The organism is Streptomyces sp. DT190, from assembly GCF_049846985.1.
GTDB lineage: Bacteria > Actinomycetota > Actinomycetes > Streptomycetales > Streptomycetaceae > Streptomyces.
This window is the reverse complement of sequence record NZ_JBNCNM010000026.1, coordinates 1-19,445: the sequence shown is the minus strand read 5'-3', so window position 1 is coordinate 19,445 and position 19,445 is coordinate 1. Positions and strand designations below refer to the sequence as shown.

Genomic DNA, 19,445 nt, shown 5'->3' with positions numbered 1-19,445 from the left:
CGACGGGCCTTACGGCACCCCGAGTTCGAACAGCACGTACCCCGCGTACGAGCCGGAGGCCAGTGCGGCCGTGCCGAGCACCGCGGCCAGGGACGGCCATCGCAGACGGCGCATCGCGAGCGCCAGCGGGATGAAAAGCGGGAAGAGCGGCAGCAGATAGCGCGAGACGTTGCCGAAGATCTGCTGGGTCGTCATCACCATCAGATACGACAGCACGGTGTAGACGACGAGCACGGCGGGCGGCCGCAGCCGCAGCAGCAGCACCGTCAGCACCGGCACGGTCAGCACCACGCCCACCCCGATGACGTCCTCGAAGGGCATGGCGAAGAGGTAGTCGAAGCGCCCGACGGGGATGGACGTCAGGACGTGGTGGGTGTGGACGCCCCAGTCGAACTTGTGGGCCCAGGCGCCGTCCTGGAGCCTGGAGTAGCCGTTGAGGTCGCCCATGCGGTAGTTGACCCAGGCGAGATAGCCGAACAGGCCGAGCGGGGCGATCGCCACGGCGGCCAGCGGACGGCGCACCCCGTCCCGCCGCCGGCGCAGGGACAGCACGGCCGCGAGGGCCAGCGCGGCGACCAGTGCGACGGCGGTGGGCCGGCAGAGCCCCGCCGCGAAGGTCAGCAGGCCCGCCGTCAGCCAGCGGCGGTTCATGACGGCGTGACAGGTCCAGGCGGCGAGAGCCGTGTAGAGGGACTCCGAATAACCCGACCACTCCGTGCCCGAGCCCGGCCAGACCGCCCACAGCCCGGCGGCCACCAGACCGGCCCGGTGCCCGCCCAGGCTGCTCGCCACGGCGTGGATGCCGAGCGCGGCGACGAACGAGGCCAGCACGGAGACCGTCATGCCGGCGCCGTACAGGCCGAGTCCGGTGCACTCCGACACCAGGCGCATCAGGGCCGGGTACAACGGGAAGAACGCCGCCGAGTTGCCTTCGAGGGTGATCAGGCCCTTCGCGCCCGGGACCGGTTCGAGAGCGGGGTCGTACCCGTGCGCGGCGATCTGCTGGTACCACCAGCCGTCCCAGCTGGCCAGGACGTCCCAGGGGTGTTCGCCGCCGCCGAACCGCGGGTTCTTCCCGCGGAAGTCGCCCGTGGAGTCCAGCAGGTACATGAAGACGCCGAAGCCGGCCAGCTTCAGCGCGCCGTACGCCAGCAGCACCGGCCCGAGGCGCACCACGGCCCGGCGCAGCCGTGCGCGGAACTCGTCCCGGCGGGGCGGGACTTCGGGGGACTCGGGGCCGGACGGCGCCCGGCGCAGCTCGATGGTGCTCATGCGGGTCCTGTCGTGCGGCGGGCGGGACGGCCGGGGAACACCCACGCCCGGAACAGGAGGAAGCGCAGCAGCGTCGCGGCCAGGTTGGCGGCGATCAGCGTGGCGAGCTCGACCCGGTGGCCGGCCCCCGGCGCGCCGTGGTGGAGGGCGGCCAGCGCACCACTGGTCAGGGACAGCCCGACCAGGAACGCCACGAGCCCTTTGAGGTGGTGGCGCAGCACCCCGCCGCGGCCCCGGACCCCGAAGGTCAGCCGCCGGTTGGCGGCGGTGTTGGCGACCGCGCTGATCAGCAGCGCGAGCGCGTTGGCCGGCTGCGCTCCCGTCGCCGGTCTGAACGCCGAGTACAGCAGGAGGTGGAAGAGCGTGCTGGCCGCGCCCACCGCGGCGAACCGGACCACCTGCCGGGCCAGGCCCGCGGGCACCTGCCCGGCGAGTGCGGCGTCACTGCGGTGCAGCGCGGTCAGCGGCAGCCGGCCGCGGGCCAGGGCCCGGCCCAGCCGGGCCATGCCGCGCAGATCGGCCAGCGCCGTGGACAGCAGGTGCACCCGGCTGTCGGGGTCGTCCACCCAGTCCACCGGCACCTCGTGGATCCGCAGCCCGGCGCGCTCGGCGATGACCAGCAACTCGGTGTCGAAGAACCACTCGCGGTCCTCCACCAGCGGCAGCAGCCGTTCGGCGACGTCCCGCCGCACCGCCTTGAACCCGCACTGCGCGTCGCTGAACCCCACGGCGAGCGTGGAGCGCAGCAGCCCGTTGTAGCAACGCGAGATGATCTCCCGCTTCGGTCCGCGCACCACCCGCGCGCCCCGCGCCAGCCGGGTGCCTATGGCGATGTCCGAGTGACCCGATATCAGCGGCGCGACCAGCGGCAGCAGCGCCGCGAGGTCGGTGGACAGGTCCACGTCCAGATACGCCAGCACGGGCGCCCGGGAGCGCGACCAGGCGGCGTGCAGCGCACGGCCGCGGCCCTTCTCGGCCAGCCGCAGCCATCGGGTGCCGGGCAGTTCGGCGGCCAGCCGCGCGGCGATCTGCGGCGTCCGGTCGGTGCTGGCGTTGTCGGCGACGGTGATCCGGAACGTGTACGGGAAGGTCTCGGCGAGGTGCGCGTGCAGGCGCCGCACGCACGGCTCCAGGTCGTCCTCCTCGTTGTACACGGGGACCACCACGTCGAGGACCGGGTCCGGGTGGTGCGCGGCCAGGGGCGCGCGGCGCGGCAGCGCGGCCGGAGCGCTCGGTGTCGGGCGGTCCGTCAGCGGCGACCGCCGTACGGTGCTCATGGCTGTCTCACGGTCTCTTTCTGGCACGGGGCAGGGGAGGTCGGACGCCGGCCGGGCATGCCGAAGGCGCCCGTGGCAGTGGTACGGGGACGGGTTGGCCGGCGGCCCGGGTCGCCCTGACGGCGGCGCGGGCCGCTCAGGCGGCTACTCGGTGGAGGCCGACGCGGAAGGCTCCTCCGACTCCGGGACGGACGGCGGCACCGTCGTGGGCGTGGGGGAGGACGAGGGCGTCGGCGGCGCGGTGGTGCTCCGCCGCGTGGAGGGTGTGGCATCGGGCGTGGGGCCGCTCGGCGGGCTCGTCGCGCTCGTGGTCGCGGAGGGTGCCACCGTGCCGCCGGTGGGCGCGGGCGCCGTCGACTCCGGCCGCGTCGGGGTGGGACTCGGCTCCGGCGCGTCGGTGGTGGGGGTGGTGTCGACGGAGGAGGGCGCGCTCGTCGACGGCTGCGGTCCGTGGTCGGCGGGGGGCTGGGCGCGGGTGAGCATGCCGGGCAGCAGGGCGAGCCCGACACTGATCCCCGCCACCGCCACGGCCGAGCCGCCGGCCTTCCAGAGCATCCGGGCCCGGCGCCGGGCCCGGATGCCCGCGTGCAGCCGCTGCCGGTGCGCGGCCTCGAAGGGGGTGTGCTGCTGGGTGTCGCGCATCAGGCGCGACAGGTCCCGCTCGAAGTCGTCCATCGCTTCTCCCTTCACCCCACGGGCCTGACGGCGTCGGACAGGAGCCGGCGGAGCCGGGCGACTCCGCGTGAGGCGTGGGACCGTGCCGTGCCCACCGGGCAGCCCAGCGCCTGGGCGACCTGGGCCTCGGGCAGGTCCTCGTAGTAGCGCAGCACCACCGCGGCCCGCTGCTTGGGCGACAGCAGCGCCAGGGCCGCCTCCAGCCGCGAGCGTTCCGCGACGGCGGACGACAGGTCGCCCGGGCCCGCCCGGTCGGGCAGCTGCTCCACCGGCCGCTCGCCCCACCAGCGGCGCCGCGCGGAGCGGGCCGCCAGCCGCACGAGCACGGTGCGCACATAGGCCTCCGGGGCCTGCTCGGCCACCTTCGGCCAGGCGAACCACAGCTTGACCAGGGCCTCCTGCACCAGATCCTCGGCCCGCTGCCGGTCGCCCCCCGTGAGCAGCCGCGCGACATGGAGCAGCGCCGACCAACGGGCGGCCGCGAACTCGTCGAAGCCGTCCGCCCCCCGAACCTGCTCCATCCTCACCGTCCTGCGTCTCAGTGGCCTCCTACACCTCTCGAAAGACGCTGGACCCCCCACCACGCTGCACCCTAAATGTGTGATCCACCTCACTCCCATCTGGACCGGGCACGGCAAAGGGCCCGTGCACAGGCACGGGCCCTTTCGCGGCGGGCTTCCCGGGGGTGGCCACGGCCTCCCTAGGTGCGGTCGGCCTTCGGCTTGGCCGGCTGGTCCGGCGTGCCGTGCGGCGGAGCGCTGTGCGGCTGGGGCGACGTCGCGGGCGACACACGCGAGCCTCCCCGGCTGCCGTGGCCGGACTCCGGACGCAGGGCGTGCGGGTCGCCGGACGTCGGCTCGGCGCCCGCGCGCAACTGGTCCAGCCGGGCGCCGAGCAGCTCGGTCACCGGCAGCCGGTCGGCGTGCGACCGCTCGTACGCCAGCAGTTCCTCGACCTCGTCCGCGGACAGCGACCGCACACGGCTTTCCAGGCCGCCGATCGGCAGATGGTCGTAGTCCGGCAGCGGCAGGGTGTTGCGGGCGGGATCGGCCATGGTTCTCACTTCCCTGTGTACGACGTGATGTACGACCGGGGGCGGTGCGGGTGGTCGCGGGTGGCTCAGCGGGCGCCCGGACCGCCGCTGCCGAACCCGCCGCTGCCGCCCTCGTTCCAGCGCGGGCGCTCCTGCGAGGCGCTCGTCCGGTCGCTCTGCCGGCCGTTGGTCTTCAGCTCGTGCGGCGTCAGACGGTGATCGCTTCTCGGCATCTCGTCGGGTTCCCGGCGCTCCAGCGTCTCGCGGACCGGCCCGTCGGCGGGCATCCGCGGCTGTTCCTCCGGTCGCGGCGTGGGCGGTTCCTTGCGCTTGGTGCGAAAGCCGAGGACGAAGGCCCCCAGCAGCAGGGCCACGACCACCACGCCCGCCACACCCAGCCCGATGCCGAGGGCGCCTCGGCCCGCGGCCAGCTCCATCCATGCGGTATTCATGGCACGCGAGTACCCCTGGACCTCGTCGTGAACCGGCTCACCTCGATCGCGACGAACCGGACGGGGTCCGGGCCGAGCGGGTCCGGGAGCGGTTCTCCTTGCGGACCGCGTCCAGCAGCTCCGCCTTCGACATCCGTGAACGCCCCTCGACGCCCGGCCGCCGCGCGAGGTCGTAGAGGCGCGCCTTCGAGGCCCGCTCGTCGACGCCCTCGCCGCTGCGCCCGCCCTGCCGCCCGGGGCGGGCCGACCGCGGGTCCGAGGGCCCCTTGCGGCCCCCCTCCTTGCGCTCCCAGTGGTCGCCGACCTTCTCGTACGTGTGCTTCAGCGCGCCGAACGCCGTGCGGTGCGCGCGCTCGCCCCGGGCGGGCCGGGTGCCCGGCGCGCCGGGCCGGAAAACCGGCCGGAACCCGTGCCGGGACCGGGTTTGACCGGTATCGACCGGGGCTACCCGCGCGGTGTGACTTCGACGACATCCCAGCAGGAGCTGTTCCGGTTCCTGGAGGACCGTTTCGCCTGTGCCCAGGCGTGCACCGAGTGCGCCCGGGCGTGCGCGTTGCGCGCGAGCCTCGTGGATCCCGACGGCACCGAGAACCAGGAACTCGTACGGCGCAAGGGCATCATGTGCGCGGAGGTCTGCGACGCGACCTGCCGTGTGCTGTCCGAGCAGAACCAGGTGGACGAGAACAGCATCCGCGTCCAGGTGGAGTGGTGCCGGACCGTCTGCCTGGAGGCCGCGCACGTCTTCGACCGGCAACCGGGGGCGGAGGACTCGGCGGCGGCCTGCCGCGCCTGCGCGCGGGCCTGCACGGACTTCCTCGCGACACTGAACTGACGACCTCGACCGCACGCGGACCGCTTCGACCGCGCGCCGGCGCACTGACCGCAGCGGGAGATCATCTCGTGGCTCAGGCTCGGGCTCGGGCTCGGGCTGGGGATGCCGCGGGTGGGGCGCTGAGCCGGTGATCCCGCAGTGGCGACGGGGTCCTTCGTCACCGGTCCATGGGCCGATGGGCCCTGTCCCGGTCCTGCCGCCCGCCGCAGGATGAGATCACGAGCACGGCGGCACCGGGTGAAGGACGAGACGGCAGATGGACGCCAACGACGGATTTCGTGAGCTGGGCCGGCAGGAGTGCCTGCGGCTCATGGCCGAGGTGCCCGTGGGACGGATCGTGTTCACCCGACGGGCCCTGCCCGCGGTGCGGCCCGTCAACTTCACGCTGGACGAGGACGGTTCGGTCCTGCTGCGCACCTCGGTGACGTCGGAGCTGGTGGGCGCCATCGCCGGGGCGGTGGTCGCCTTCGAGGCCGACGCGTTCGACACGCGCACCCAGGCCGGCTGGAGTGTGGTGATCACCGGCACCGCCACCCTGGTCACCGACCCGGCCGAGCACACACGGCTGCTGCGGGAGGGCCCGCGGTCCTGGGCCCCCGCCCCGCACGAGGTCTTCGTCCGCGTCGCACCGGAACTCGTCACCGGCCGCGAACTCACCGGCGGACGCACCCTCTACGGAGTGGAAGTCTCCTCCTGATCCCGGGGCCCCGGACGCCGGAACCGGAGCACCGGCGCAGCGCGCACGCCTGGCCGGCCTCGGCCCCGGTGCCGTGTACCCGCGGACCGGGCCGCGCCGGCGGAGTACATGGAGAAGGTGCGCCCCGAACCGGCCGCCGGGTCCGCGGCACGCGAGGCGGACGACTTCCTGCTCCGCCCTCCGACGCACCCGCTCCTCGTACCGGCGCGCGCACCGCTGTGGCGGCGCGTGGCACATCTGGCGTACGCCGCTCTGCCGCCGTACGCCCACGAGCCGTACGGCGGAGCGGCCCCCCGGCCCGCCACCGTCACCCGGCTGCTGCGCCTCACGGGCCTCCTGCTGCGCCGCTTTCCCGCACGTGTGCGGTGGCAACTCCCTCCCGGACGCATCCCGCGCGCCGTGGCGCGGCCCGGCCCCGACGCCCGTCCGGCCCCGTACAAACTGGGACGGCGGGCCGCCATACTGGGTGGGCCGAGGGGGCGGGCGGACAGCTACCGGGGGGAGCGTCGCGCGAGATGGGGGACAGCAGGCTCATCCATGGCCGTTACCGGCTGCTCGACCTGATCGGGCGCGGGGGCATGGGCGAGGTGTGGCGGGCCCGGGACGAGTCCCTGGGCCGGCACGTCGCCGTCAAGTGCCTCAAGCCACTGGGCCCGAACCACGATCACGCCTTCACCCGCGTCCTGCGGGAGCGGTTCCGCCGCGAGGCCCGGGTCGCCGCCGCGCTGCAGCACCGCGGCATCACCGTCGTGCACGACTTCGGCGAGTCCGACGGCGTCCTCCACCTCGTCATGGAGCTGCTCGACGGCCGCAACCTCAGCCAGCTCCTGGAGGACAACAAGCAGCACCCGCTGCCGGTCGCCGACGTCGTGGAGATCGCCGAGCAGGTCGCCGCCGCGCTCGCCTACTGCCACGAACAGGCCATCGTGCACCGGGACCTGAAGCCCGCCAACATCGTGCGGCTCGGCGACGGCACGGTGAAGATCTGCGACTTCGGCATCGCCCGCCTCGGCCACGACATCGGCTTCACCTCCCGGCTGACCGGCACCGGCGTCGCCATGGGCACCCCGCACTACATGTCCCCGGAGCAGATCAGCGGCACCGAGGTCGACCAGCGCAGCGACCTCTACTCCTTCGGCTGCGTCCTGTACGAGATCGCCACCGGCGTCCCGCCGTTCGACCTCGGCGACGCCTGGGCGATCCTGGTCGGCCACCGCGACACCCCGCCCCGGCCGCCGCGCGAGCACCGGCCCGAACTGCCCGGGTACCTGGAGCGGGTCATCCTCGACCTGCTCGCCAAGGAACCGGCGCAGCGGCCCGGCGACGCCCGCGAGCTGGCGCGCAGAATCAGCGCCCACCGGGCCGCGCCGGTGTACGTGCCGGCCTTCGTGGCGCCCCGGTCCGCCCCCGACGCGCTGACCGGCGCGGCCCGGCTGCCCTCCTGGACCCACGGCATGACCACCGGCCGCAAGGCGGCCGGCACCTCGCTGCGCACCGCGCCGGCGGACCCGGCGGCCGGGCTGTCCGGCGAGTGGATCGCGCGGCCCGCCTCCGGCCCGGTCGGCGAACCCGTCGCCGAGGAGCGCCCGACCCCGTCCCCGGAGGTCCTCACCGCCCTCGCCGGCCGGCACAACGCCGGCCTGAGCCTCGGCCGGCTCGGCCGCTGGACGGACGCCGGGGAGGTGCACCGGGCGGTCGCCGCCGAACGCGAGCACCTCCTCGGGCCCGACCACCCCGACACCCTCGCCAGCCGCTACGAGGTCGCCTTCACTCTCAGCCGCACCGGCCGCGCCCCGGACGCCCTGCGTGAGTACAAGCACGTCACCGAGGCCAGGATCCGCACGCTCGGCGCCGACCACCCCGACACCCTCGCCGCCCGCCAGGAGATGGCCTACGTGCTCGGGCAGCTGGGCCGTCCCTTCGACGCCCACCGGGTCTACACCTCGGTCCTCGCCGCACGTGAGCGCACCATGGGGCCCGACCATCCCGACACGCTGCGCTGCCGGCACAACCTCGCCTTCAACCTCAGCCGCCTGGGCCGTCTGGAGGACTCTCACCGGATGGCCCGCGAGGTGGCCGCCGCCCGCGCCCGGGTGCTCGGCCCGGACCACCCCGACACCCTGGTCACCCGTTACGAAGTGGCGTACGCGCTCGGTCAGTTGGGCCGCTGGACGGAGGCCCTGGAGACCTACCGCGAGGTCGCCGAGGCCCGCGGCCGGGCCCTCGGACCCGACCACCCCGACACGCTCGCCGCCCGCCACGAGACCGGCATCAGCCTGGGCCGCCTCGGCCGCAGCGCGGAGGCCCTCGACCTCTACACCGCCCTGGCCGAGGACCGCGGCCGGGTCCAGGGCCCCACCCACCCGGAGACGTTGCGCGCCCGGCACGGGCGGTGCGTCAACCTCGGGCGGCTCGGACGCTGGGAGGAGGCCCTCGACGAGTCCCGCGAGGTGAGCGAGATCCGGGAACGGGTCCTCGGCCCCGATCACCCGGACACCCTGGTCAGCCGCCGCGAGGTGGCCGTGGGCCTGGGCTGGCTGGGCCGTTGGACCGACGCCCTCACCGAGTACCGGCGGGTGGCCGCCGCCCGCGCCCGCGTCCTCGGCGCCGACCACCCCGACACCCTCGCCAGCCGCAACGACGAGGCGCACTGCCTCCAGCGGCTGGGCCACGCCACCGAGGCCGCCGAGCTGTACCGCACGGTGGCCGCCCTGCGCGCACAGCGCACGTCCGCCGGCCGCCGGACCTCCTGAGCCCACCGCGGAGCCCCGGGCCCGGCCGGGTGAGCTCTGGCCGACCCCGATCGCCCCGTGTTACGAAGAACCATGACCGCACCCCTGGGATCCCGCGCACACCGGACGTACGACGCCGTCATCGTCGGCGGTGGACACAACGGCCTGGTCGCCGCCGCCTACCTGGCCCGGGCCGGCCGGTCGGTGCTGGTGCTGGAGCGGCTGGACCACACCGGCGGCGCGGCGGTGTCCACCCGGCCCTTCGCCGGTGTCGACGCCCGGCTGTCGCGCTACTCCTACCTGGTCAGCCTGCTGCCCAGGAAGATCGTCCGGGACCTCGGCCTGGACTTCCGGGTGCGCACCCGCACCGTCTCCTCCTACACCCCGACCGAACGCGACGGCCGGCCCACCGGTCTCCTCGTCGGCGGCGGCGAACGGCGGACCGGACAGGCCTTCGCCCGGCTCACCGGCTCCGAGAACGAGTACCGGGCCTGGCGGGAGTTCTACGGCATGACCGGCCGCGCGGCGCAGCGGATCTTCCCGACCCTCACCGAGCCGCTGCCCACGCGCGAGGAGCTGCGCGGCCGCCTCGACGACGACGAGGCCTGGCGGATGCTGTTCGAGGAGCCGATCGGCGTCGCCGTCGAGGACCGCTTCGCCGACGACCTGGTGCGCGGCGTCGTCCTCACGGACGCGCTCATCGGCACCTTCGCCGACGCCCACGACCCGTCCCTGAAGCAGAACCGCTGCTTCCTCTACCACGTGATCGGCGGCGGCACCGGGGACTGGGACGTGCCGGTCGGCGGCATGGGCGCCCTCACGGACGCGCTCGCCGACGCCGCCCGCGCGGCCGGGGCCGTCCTCGCCACCGGCCACGAGGCCGTGCGCGTCGCCACCGACGGCCGCACCGCCGAGGTCACCTACCGCACGGCCGACGGCGAGGGCACGGTCGCCGCCCGGCACGTCCTGGTGAACGCCTCGCCGCGGGCCCTGGCCGATCTCACGGGCGACACCCCGCCCGCCCCCGCCGAGGGCGCCCAGCTCAAGGTCAACATGCTGCTCACGAGGCTGCCCCGGCTCCGCGACGGCTCCGTCGACCCGCGTGAGGCCTTCGCCGGCACCTTCCACATCGCCGAGGGCTACGAGCAGCTGGCCACCGCCCACGCCCAGGCCGCGGCGGGCCGGCCGCCCGCCGCGCCGCCCTCCGAGATCTACTGCCATTCGCTCACCGACCCCACGATCCTCGGCCCCGAACTGGCGGAGCGGGGCTACCAGACGCTCACCCTGTTCGGCCTGCACACCCCGGCCCGCCTGTTCGCGCGGGACAACGACGCCGTGCGCGAGGACCTGCTGAAGTCGACGCTCGCCCAGCTCGACGCCCACCTGGCCGAACCCCTCGCCGACTGCCTGGCCACCGACGCGGACGGCCGCCCCTGCATCGAGGCGAAGACCCCGCTGGACCTGGAGCGCGACCTGGGCCTGCCCGGCGGCAACATCTTCCACCGGGAGCTGAGCTGGCCGTACGCCCAGGACGGCACCGGCCGCTGGGGTGTGGAGACCCGGCACGCGAACGTCCTGCTGTGCGGGGCGGGCGCGGTGCGCGGGGGCGGCGTGAGCGGGGTGCCGGGGCACAACGCGGCGATGGCGGTACTGGAAAGCGGGAACGGCTGAATCGCACGCCGATCGCGGGGCACTCCGACAGGACGAAGGAGATCCGTACCAGCCGGCCGCCCCGCGCGGACGGTCGTACCACCCCCGGGAGGCCCTCATGGCAGAGCTCAGCCCGACCGATCTGCAGAAGGCCCTCAAGGGCGCGGACTACCCCACGGACAAGCAGCACCTGGTGGAGCGTGCCCGCAGCAACCACGCCGACGAGAAGGTCGTCAGCACCCTCGACGGCCTGAAGGAGAACCGTTTCGACGGCCCGAACGAGGTGCAGAAGGCCGTCTTCAACCAGTGACCCGCAGTCCGTGAACCGACGGTCTCAGTCGGCCGACGGCGTCCATCCCACCGCTTCGATCCGCGACGCGTCCGCCGGGCGCGCCTCGTCGAACAGGACGCCGTCGGCCGTCGCCACGCGCAGCCCGTCGACGTAGCAGCCGCGGCCCGCGTACAGCCGGTCCGTGGCGTACCGCCAGCGCAGTGTGAGGGACCGGGCGGCGGGGACGTCGGCGGTGAGCCGGTGCCAGATGCGGCCGGACCAGCCGGTGACCGAGCCCGACGCGTGGACCGCGGGGTCCGCGCCGCTGCGCGACGTCGTGAAGGGCACCGGCTGCCACGTCGCGGCGCCGTCGGTGGCGGCCTCCAGCACCAGGACGTCGGCCTTCGGCTCGGTGTCCCACCACAGTGCGCAGGTCAGTCGCGCGTCGCCGGAGGAGGTGTCGAGCGCGGGGAGGGTGAGCGTCGCCGTCGAGGCGACCGCCATGCCCGAGAACCAGGCCGTACGGCCGCGCGCGGGACGGACCGGCACGGCCCGTGCCAGGTGGTTCGCGGCGGCCACCCGGGGCGCCGAGCCGGAACGCCAGCTCCGCACCGGGTGCACGGAGTTGCCGAGCACGACGAGGAACGAGTCGGTCGTCGGATCGAGCACCAGCGAGGTGCCCGTGAAGCCGGTGTGCCCAGCGCTGCGCGGCGTGGCCATCGCGCCCATGTACCAGTGCTGGTAGAGCTCGAACCCCAGGCCGTGCTCGTCCCCCGGGAAGGCCGTGTTGAAGTCGGTGAACATCAGCTCCACCGACTCCGGCGCCAGGATCCGGGCCCGGCCGTAGACACCGCCGTTGAGCAGCGTGCGAGCGAGGACCGCGAGGTCCCACGCGTCGGAGAACACACCGGCGTGGCCCGCGACCCCGCCCAGGGCGAAGGCGTTCTCGTCGTGCACCTCGCCCCACACCAGGCCCCGGTCCAGGCCGGACCACGGCGGACGGGCGTCCTCCGTCGCCGCGATGCGTGGACGCCAGGAGGCGGGTGGGTTGTAGCGGGTGCGGCGCAGGCCGAGCGGACCGGTGATCTCGTCCCGCAGCAGGGCGTCCAGGGCGCGGCCGGTGATCCGTTCCAGCACGAGCTGGAGCGAGATGAGGTTCAGGTCCGAGTAGAGGTAGGCCGTGCCCGGCGCGCTGACGGGCTTCTCGTCCCAGATGCGTTGGAGCTTCTCCTCGTACGTCGGCGCGGTGTACAGCGGGATCCAGGCACGGAACCCGGAGGTGTGGGTGAGCAGTTGACGGACGGTGATGTCCTGTTTGCCGGCGCGAGCGAAGTCCGGCAGGTACGAGGCGACCGTCGCCTCCAGGTCCAGCGCGCCCCGCTCGATCTGCTGCACGGCGAGGAGCGAGGTGAACAGCTTCGACACCGACGCCAGGTCGAAGACGGTGTCCTCGGCCATCGGGATCTGCTCGTCGGGCGGGAACTCCACGCCGCTGTCCGTCGTCTCGTCGTAGGCCCGGTAGCGCACCGCCGTGCCGATGGGCCGGTGCAGCGCGACGGTGCCGCCGCGTCCGGCGAGGAGGACGGCGCCCGCGTACCAGGGGTGCGTGGGGGAGGGCCGGAGGAACGTCTCGGCGTCGGTGACCAGGCGGCGCAGGTGGGAGGCGAGCAGTCCGGCGCGTGCGGCGGAGCCGTGCCGCAGGGTGGGCCGCCGGCCCGGAGCCGCCGCCGGGGCGGCTCCGGCCGGCCCGGCCGGCAGCGGGGCGAGGGCGAGCGCACCGCCCAGGGCCAGTCCCGTCCGCCCGAGTTGACGCCGGGTCAGTTCGCCGTTCGCCGGTCTGTCGGTCACCGCACACCCCTTCGCCTCAGCCGTCTCGCGCGTCCCTCGGAGTATGTCCGCCGCACACCGCCACGAACCGGCCGGGACGCACCCCGGTGTCACATCTGACGGAACATCAGGAGACGACGGAGCATCAGAGCGACGGGTGCGCGCGCCGTACCGGGAGGGGCTGAGCCGCCGGGTGTGAGACGCCGGGGTGCCTTGACCCGCCACGGCGGTGGGCCGAGGATCATGTGTCATGACGACGCCCGGACACGGCAGCACGGTCGACGGAGTCCTGCGGCGCAGCGCCCGGCGCACCCCGGCGCGCGTCGCGGTCGAGTACGCCGACCGCACCTGGACCTACGACGAACTCGACTCCGCCGTCTCCCGGGCGGCGAGCGTCCTCCTGGGCGAGGGACTGTCGCCCGGGGACCGCGTCGGCGCCTACGGCCACAACTCCGACGCCTACCTGATCGCCTTCCTGGCCTGCGCCCGGGCTGGCCTGGTCCACGTCCCGGTCAACCAGAACCTCACCGGCGACGACCTCGCCTACCTCGTCGGCCAGTCGGGCAGCTCCCTGGTCCTCGCCGACCCGGACCTGGCCGGCCGGCTCCCCGGCGGCGTACGCACCCTGCCCCTGCGCGACGCCGGCGGCTCACTGCTCGCCCGGCTGGACGGGGCACCCGCGTACGACGGGCCCGAGCCGCGCACCGAGGACCTCGCGCAGCTGCTGTACACGTCCGGGACGACCGCCCTGCCCAAGGGCGCGATGATGACGCACCGGGCCCTGGTGCACGAGTACCTGAGCGCGATCACCGCCCTCGACCTCAGCGCCGGCGACCGCCCCGCGCACGCGCTGCCCCTGTACCACTCGGCGCAGATGCACGTCTTCCTGCTGCCCTACCTCGCCGTCGGCGCGACCAACATCATCCTGGACGCCCCCGACGGCGACCGGCTCCTCGACCTCGTCGAAGCGGGCCGCGTCGACAGCCTGTTCGCCCCGCCCACCGTCTGGATCGCCCTGTCCCAGCGCCCCGACTTCGCCACCCGCGACCTCGGCGGCCTGCGCAAGGCCTACTACGGGGCGTCGATCATGCCGGTCCCGGTCCTCGAACGGCTGCGGGAGCGCCTGCCGGGACTCGCCTTCTACAACTGCTTCGGCCAGAGCGAGATCGGCCCCCTGGCCACGGTCCTCGCACCCGACGAGCACAAGGGCCGCATGGACTCCTGCGGCCGGCCCGTGCTGTTCGTCGACGCCCGGGTGGTCGACGAGGAGGGCAGGGACGTCCCCGACGGCACCCCGGGCGAGATCGTCTACCGCTCCCCGCAACTGTGCGAGGGCTACTGGGACAAGCCCGAGGAGACCGCCGCCGCCTTCCGCGACGGCTGGTTCCGCTCCGGCGACCTCGCGGTGCGCGACGCGCACGGCTACTACACGATCGTCGACCGCGTGAAGGACGTCATCAACTCCGGCGGCGTCGTCATCGCCTCCCGCCAGGTCGAGGACGCCCTGTACACCCACCCCGCCGTCGCCGAGGCGGCCGTCGTGGGCCTGCCCGACGAGCGCTGGATCGAGGCCGTGACGGCGATCGTCGTCCCGCGCTCGGACGTCACGGAGGCGGAGCTGATCGAGCATGTCCGCGAGCGGCTGACCCCCTTCAAGGCCCCGAAGCGCGTGCTGTTCGTGGACGAACTCCCACGCAACGCCAGCGGCAAGATCCTCAAGCGCCGGCTCAGGGACACGTTCGGGAAGGACTAGCCCGGCCGGAGATCCCGGTTGTGCCGGACCGTCAGGGCCGCGGGCCGTACGCCGTCATGAAACGGTCGCGGAACTTGTCCATGCCCCAACGCGGGGCGTTCGCGGCCGGCTTGAGGCCGTCCGTCCAGCCCCAGTCGGCCACCCGGTCCAGGACCTTCTCGTCCTTGGCGACGATGCTGATCGGCACGTCCTTGCCGGTGTCCCCGGCCGTGACGGTCGGCACCGGCTGGTGGTCGCCGAGGAAGACCAGCACCGTGTCCTCGTCGCCGTAGCGCTCCATCCACTCGGTGAGGCTGCGGATCGAGTACTCGATGGCCTTGCGGTACTCGGCGCGCACCTTCTCCGGGTCCTTCCACACCTCCGCCGGGTCGGTGCCCTCCTCCTTGATGCGGTGGAACACCGAGCCGTCGCCGAGGTCCTCCCAGTCGATCATGCGGGCGATGGGCGACCACGGGTTGTGGCTGGAGGCCAGGATGATCTCCGCCATGATCGGCTCACGGTCCTTCCTGCCGTGCTCCAGGCGCTGGAAGGCCTCCATGCTGAACTGGTCGGGCACGGGCGTCCAGCTGAAGTACGGCCCGTGGTACCCGAGATGCTCGGAGTCGTAGATGTGGTCCAGGCCGAAGAACCGGCCCTCCGGCCAGGCCCGCCGCACGCCCGGCACGATGCCGACGGTCCGCCAGGCACCCGTCCTGCCGAAGTACTTGGTCAGCGTCATGCGGTCGCTCGTGGTCAGACTGCGGTACCGCTGCTGGTTCTTGATCCACAGTCCGGACAGGAACGTGGAGTGGGCGAGCCAGCTGCCCGCGCCCGTCACCGGCGACTGCAGCCAGCCGCTGCGCGACGCGAACCCGGCCGCCTCCAGCCTTCCGGTGCTCTCCTTGAGCACGGCGTCGGTCTGCGCCGCCATCGCCGGGTCGTCGATCGCGACCCGGCCGTAACTCTCGACGAAGGTGAACAGCACGTCCTTGCCGCGCAGTCCGGTCAGCAACCGGTCGGGCGGCGTCTTCGCGAACGCGTCCACGGCGGCCTGCTTCTCGAAGACGCGGGCGTCCTCCAGTCCCGCGCGGACCTGCTCCACCCGGTTGCCGATGAACTCGGCGTTGCCCTTGGTGGCGATCGGCACGGTGCCGAGCTGCACGCCCAGCGTCATGCAGGTGATCCACGCGGTGCCGAGGATCAGCGTCGTACGGGCGGCGACGGGACGGTGCCGCACCATGAGGTTCGTCAGCCGCACCACCGCGAGCGTCGTCAGCACGAGCACGGCGACGAACAGGACGATCACACCGATCACGGCCAGCACCTGGCCGGTACGGCCGAAGGTCTCCCGGAGGAAGTCGGTGGCGTGCCCGATGAGGATCCAGTCCAGGACCAGGTCGAAGGGCCGGGCCAGCACCTGGTAGAAGCCCATGTCGACGAACTTCAGGATCGTGACCAGCCCGAGGAACGCGCCCGTCACGACCGCCGTGATCCGCCGGGGCCGTGCCGGCAGCGCGAGCAGCAGGCCCGCGAGCAGCACCCCTTCGGCCGGGATCCGCAGGAACGAGGCGAACTCGATCCGTTCGACCCGGTTGGGCACGAGCAGCGCGAACACCACGAGCGCCCCGGCCAGCACGGTGATCCCCACGGAGACGCCCCGCGCGGCCCGCGGGTAACGGCGCCGCCGGCCGAACCAGCCCGGCGCGCCCGCGCCGTCCGCTGTGGCGCTCCGCGGCGCATCGGCCTCCCGCCGTGCGGCGGCGCCCGTCCCGTCCGCCGCGGCGGACCGCGACTCGCCCTCCTCGTGTCCGGTGACGTCCCCGGCCGAACCGGTGTCCGTCCCGCGGACCGTGCCGCGCTCGCCGCCGGCCCCGTCCTCCGGCTCCGCCGCCCCCGTCCCGTCCTCCGGCTCCGCCGCCCCGGCCCCGCCCCCGCGGCGTGCCTCCGCCCCGGAGACGCCGCCTCCGGCCGTCGCACCCGCGTCTTCGCCCGGGGCGAGCCCGCCGGGATCCGCGTCCCCGTCCCTCACCTGCGCACCCTCGCCCGCGTCCGTGTCGTCGTCCCGGCCGGGGGACGCCGGAACCCCGTCGCGGTCGACGGTGGCCGAGCCGTCGTTCGCCCGGGGTTCCCCGCCCGGCCCGGCCGCCCCCGTGCCGTCGTCCGGTTCCGCCCCGCCGCCCTCGGTCCTGTCCGGCTGCTGGTGCGGGCGAGTGAAGAGCGACACCCGGTGGTCCTTCCGTGCGGTTGTGCGATGGCATGGCAAACAGAGCCCAAGGGCCGAGCCTGCCACCACCAGTACGTCCGTACGTCACCTCGGGTTCAATTCCCGGGCCGGGAAGTCACCCGTCCGCAGCCGTCGCGACCTCCCGCGCCCACCGGAGGTCCGCCTTGCCGCTCGGCGACCGCCGCACCGCGGTACACCTTCTCGCCACCGGTGTTGATGCAGGGCGAGCCCCGGCCCAGGACGGTGACCACGCCGTCCTCGTCGACGGTGCCCACGTCGCCGAGCAGCACCCACCACTCCGCTTCGCCGAGGCGGCCCTCCAGGGGCGCGGACACGCCTGCGGCGGGGGATCGCAGTGCTTCGCCATGTGGCTCGTGGGAGCACGGCCGCCGGACTCGTGAAAGGTCCCGCTCACGTGCCCTGTCGGCCGTGGGGCACGATCGCTAGGCTGGCCGCGGACGACGCAATCGGGAGGAGCACGGACGTGGCCGAGACCACCACCCAGCAGCGACCGCTCATGGGCTGGGACAAGCCGGATCTGGACCTCAGCAAGGCACAGTGGCAGTCCAGCAGCCGTGGCCTGGGGGATGTGCAGATCGCCTTCGTTGAGGGCTTCATCGCCATGCGGAACAGCCGCCGCCCCGAGAGCCCTTCCCTGATCTTCACGCCCGCCGAGTGGGGCGCGTTCGTCTCGGGAGCGCGCGAAGGCGAGTTCGACCTCACCTGACGGCAGGGAGCGCACCACCCGGGGCGGCCGTCCTGCCGACGGCCGATCCGGGGGTGTCCGTCCGCCTTTTCCGGACACGCGACCCGAGGCAGCCTCCTTCGGCCGGCCCCTGCGTCAGGCTGGCACCGGGGAGGGGACGGTCGTCACCCGGAAGTGAGGAACCCCCATGAGCACCCTGCCGGTCGTCGCGGCGGTCGACGGTTCGGACGACAGTCTGCGCGCCCTGGAGTGGGCCGTCGACGCGGCCCGGCGGCGCTCGGCACCGCTGCGCGTGGCGCACGTGCGCCAGTACCCCCACTGGGCCCAGCCCGAGCTCCTCGCCGCAGGGCCCTCCGACCCGCGAGAGGACCCCGTCCTCGACCGCGTCCGCCGCCACCTGCGGGGTCGCTCCGGCCTGCCGGACACGGAGTACGTCGGCCTGGAGGGCGCGACCGGCGTGGTCCTTCCCGAACTGGGCTCCACCGCCGGGCTGCTGGTGCTCGGCTCCCGGGGCCGCGGCGGCTTCGCGAGCCTGCTGCTCGGCTCGACCAGCCTGGCCGCCGCCCGCGACGCCGAGTGCCCCGTCGTCGTGGTGCCCCCGCCCGGCCGCGCGGTCCACGGCGCGCCACCGGCCGGGCCCGCCCCGCGCGTGGTCGTCGGGCTGAAGGTCGACGGGCCCGACGAGGCCACCCTGGAGTTCGCCTTCGCCGAGGCCGCCCGGCGCGGGGCCCGTCTCCAGGCGGTCGCCGCCTACCCCTGGCCCGCGCAGCCCTGGATGCTGCCCGGCGAGATGCCCCCGCCGGTCGTCGACCAGGATGTCGTCCGGGACGAGGCCCGGGTCCTCGCCGAGGGCTTCCTCGCCCCCCACCGCGAGCGGCACCCCGGCGTCGGCGTCGACCTCCTCCCGGCCGCGGGTGACGCGGCCGGGCACCTCGTCGCGGCCTCCCGGGACGCCGACCTCGTCGTCGTGGGCCGCCACCGGCGGCACCTGCTGGCACCCGCCCGCATGATGGGCTCGGTCACCCAGGCCGTGCTGCTGCACGCCGCGAGCCCCGTCGCGGTGATCCCTCCGGCACCCCCGGAGGACTGACCCGGGGGAGGGACGCCCCCGCCCAGTACCGGCAGCATGCGGGAACCGCCCAGCTGGGACGCCCGGCTCGCCCTCGCCCGCACGCTGCGCACGACGGTGACTGCGGTGTCGCCGCTGGCACGCACCGCGCGGCGTGCGCTGCTTCCTCAAGGACCATCCCCACCACCAGTGGTGCAGCCGTCCCGCGGCACCGCGCCCAGGTGGCCCGCCACCACCGACGGCACGGCGCGACGGTCCGGCGCCCCGAGCAGCACCGGCACGTTCCGGCGACCTGATCCGGACGACGGCCCCGGTCCCGCCGACGCGTCGCCCGCCCGACACTTCGCAGGCCCGGGCACGTACCATGGCGGCATGTCGTTCCTCCGCCGCCGCAGCGCCACTCCCGCCGGGCCCGACTTCGACGTACTGGCCATGGACCCGGGCGACTGGCCCGGCAATCTCGGTGCGGGTCTGCTGCCCGCGCCCGACGGCACGTGCCAGGGCGTCTTCCTGCGCTACGACCTGTTCGGCGGCCGCGGCCCCGCCATGATCATCGGCAATCTGCCGGAGGGCTCCCCGGCCCGTGAGGTCGCCGAGGGCGAGGTCCCCTTCGAGGTGGCCCAGCTCCTCCTGGCGCTGGAGAACGACGAGGAGGTCACCGTCGTCGGCACCGAGGACGTGCCGGTGATGCAGGGCGACAACCTCCTGATCGTGCGCCGGGTCAAGCTCTCCGAGAGCCGGATCTCCTGCGTGCAGTTCGACCGCAGCGACAACGTCCTGGTGACCATCGCCGCCTGGGACCGCCCCATCACGGACGACCTCTACGCCCTCCTCAAGCCGCTGCCGGCGGAGCTGTTCCAGCAGGGCTGACCCGACGCGGCGGCACGCCCGCACACACCAAGCGGCCGCTGTGCGCCCGGCCGGGGGCACCCCCGCCCCGTGGTGCCCCGCACCGCGTGCCCACCCCCGCGCGCACCGCCCCCCGGGCCCACAGGC

General features: G+C 74.3%; 18 protein-coding genes and 2 pseudogenes. 10 read left to right on the top strand and 10 right to left on the bottom strand.

The features are described from left to right. Nucleotides 1–9: 9 nt before the first annotated feature. From ACPXCS_RS32985 to ACPXCS_RS32955, 7 genes and pseudogenes are all read right to left on the bottom strand, one after another. A complete protein-coding gene (locus ACPXCS_RS32985) occupies nt 10–1,272 on the bottom strand; it encodes a hypothetical protein (protein WP_425950807.1) in 1,263 nt (420 codons plus the stop codon). After that, complete coding sequence (locus ACPXCS_RS32980; RefSeq protein WP_425950808.1) at nt 1,269–2,549, bottom strand: glycosyltransferase; 1,281 nt, start codon at nt 2,547–2,549, stop codon at nt 1,269–1,271. The genes ACPXCS_RS32985 and ACPXCS_RS32980 overlap by 4 nt, the downstream gene beginning before the upstream one ends. 144 nt (nt 2,550–2,693) lie before the next feature. After that, entirely contained in the window at nt 2,694–3,224 is a 531-nt protein-coding gene (locus tag ACPXCS_RS32975) for a cellulase (RefSeq protein WP_425950809.1), read from the bottom strand. A gap of 11 nt (nt 3,225–3,235) precedes the next feature. Next, complete coding sequence (locus ACPXCS_RS32970) at nt 3,236–3,745, bottom strand: SigE family RNA polymerase sigma factor (RefSeq protein ID WP_425950810.1); 510 nt, start codon at nt 3,743–3,745, stop codon at nt 3,236–3,238. Nucleotides 3,746–3,924: 179 nt separating this feature from the next. Further along, on the bottom strand, nt 3,925–4,278 hold the full coding sequence (locus ACPXCS_RS32965; RefSeq protein ID WP_425950811.1) for a hypothetical protein: 354 nt from the start codon (nt 4,276–4,278) through the stop codon (nt 3,925–3,927). 65 nt (nt 4,279–4,343) lie between these two features. Further along, nucleotides 4,344–4,709, bottom strand: coding sequence for a DUF6479 family protein (locus ACPXCS_RS32960; RefSeq protein WP_425950812.1), 366 nt, complete (start codon nt 4,707–4,709; stop codon nt 4,344–4,346). Between the two features lie 37 nt (nt 4,710–4,746). Further along, nucleotides 4,747–5,067: pseudogene (locus ACPXCS_RS32955) on the bottom strand (ChaB family protein); the annotation flags it as partial. A gap of 99 nt (nt 5,068–5,166) precedes the next feature. Between ACPXCS_RS32955 and ACPXCS_RS32950 the strand changes: the two are divergent. The 6 genes and pseudogenes from ACPXCS_RS32950 (at nt 5,167) to ACPXCS_RS32925 (ending at nt 10,930) form a co-directional block, all read left to right on the top strand. Continuing rightward, on the top strand, nt 5,167–5,541 hold the full coding sequence (locus ACPXCS_RS32950; protein WP_094051890.1) for a ferredoxin: 375 nt from the start codon (nt 5,167–5,169) through the stop codon (nt 5,539–5,541). Between the two features lie 256 nt (nt 5,542–5,797). Next, nucleotides 5,798–6,238 (top strand): pyridoxamine 5'-phosphate oxidase family protein, encoded by a 441-nt coding sequence (locus ACPXCS_RS32945; RefSeq protein ID WP_425950813.1) that lies wholly within the window; start codon nt 5,798–5,800, stop codon nt 6,236–6,238. Between the two features lie 40 nt (nt 6,239–6,278). Beyond that, nucleotides 6,279–6,802: pseudogene (locus ACPXCS_RS32940) on the top strand (oxygenase MpaB family protein); the annotation flags it as partial. Next, complete coding sequence (locus tag ACPXCS_RS32935) at nt 6,754–8,991, top strand: tetratricopeptide repeat protein (protein ID WP_425950814.1); 2,238 nt, start codon at nt 6,754–6,756, stop codon at nt 8,989–8,991. The pseudogene ACPXCS_RS32940 and the gene ACPXCS_RS32935, both read left to right, overlap by 49 nt. 72 nt (nt 8,992–9,063) lie before the next feature. Next, nucleotides 9,064–10,641 (top strand): phytoene desaturase family protein, encoded by a 1,578-nt coding sequence (locus ACPXCS_RS32930; RefSeq protein WP_425950815.1) that lies wholly within the window; start codon nt 9,064–9,066, stop codon nt 10,639–10,641. A 97-nt stretch (nt 10,642–10,738) separates the two neighbouring features. Continuing rightward, a complete protein-coding gene (locus ACPXCS_RS32925; protein WP_425950816.1) occupies nt 10,739–10,930 on the top strand; it encodes a DUF2795 domain-containing protein in 192 nt (63 codons plus the stop codon). 24 nt (nt 10,931–10,954) lie between these two features. Here ACPXCS_RS32925 and ACPXCS_RS32920 read toward each other — a convergent pair whose 3' ends face one another. Next, entirely contained in the window at nt 10,955–12,739 is a 1,785-nt protein-coding gene (locus tag ACPXCS_RS32920) for a serine hydrolase (protein ID WP_425950817.1), read from the bottom strand. Nucleotides 12,740–12,968: 229 nt separating this feature from the next. On the opposite strand from ACPXCS_RS32920, the gene ACPXCS_RS32915 reads away from it, so the two are divergent. Next, a complete protein-coding gene (locus ACPXCS_RS32915; RefSeq protein WP_425950818.1) occupies nt 12,969–14,471 on the top strand; it encodes an acyl-CoA synthetase in 1,503 nt (500 codons plus the stop codon). Nucleotides 14,472–14,502: 31 nt separating this feature from the next. Here the strand turns inward: ACPXCS_RS32915 and ACPXCS_RS32910 are convergent, their stop codons facing one another. Together ACPXCS_RS32910 and ACPXCS_RS32905 are read right to left on the bottom strand one after the other, a co-directional pair. Next, a complete protein-coding gene (locus ACPXCS_RS32910) occupies nt 14,503–16,674 on the bottom strand; it encodes a sulfatase (protein ID WP_425950819.1) in 2,172 nt (723 codons plus the stop codon). A 95-nt stretch (nt 16,675–16,769) separates the two neighbouring features. Further along, on the bottom strand, nt 16,770–17,009 hold the full coding sequence (locus tag ACPXCS_RS32905) for a hypothetical protein (protein ID WP_425950843.1): 240 nt from the start codon (nt 17,007–17,009) through the stop codon (nt 16,770–16,772). 149 nt (nt 17,010–17,158) lie between these two features. Here ACPXCS_RS32905 and ACPXCS_RS32900 point away from each other — a divergent pair, with 149 nt between their 5' ends. From ACPXCS_RS32900 to ACPXCS_RS32890, 3 genes are all read left to right on the top strand, one after another. Beyond that, complete coding sequence (locus ACPXCS_RS32900; protein WP_425950820.1) at nt 17,159–17,401, top strand: DUF397 domain-containing protein; 243 nt, start codon at nt 17,159–17,161, stop codon at nt 17,399–17,401. A 166-nt stretch (nt 17,402–17,567) separates the two neighbouring features. Continuing rightward, nucleotides 17,568–18,470: a universal stress protein gene (locus ACPXCS_RS32895; protein WP_425950821.1), complete on the top strand. Its 903-nt coding sequence runs from the start codon at nt 17,568–17,570 to the stop codon at nt 18,468–18,470. A gap of 351 nt (nt 18,471–18,821) precedes the next feature. Further along, nucleotides 18,822–19,319: a hypothetical protein gene (locus ACPXCS_RS32890; protein WP_425950822.1), complete on the top strand. Its 498-nt coding sequence runs from the start codon at nt 18,822–18,824 to the stop codon at nt 19,317–19,319. Nucleotides 19,320–19,445: the final 126 nt, after the last annotated feature.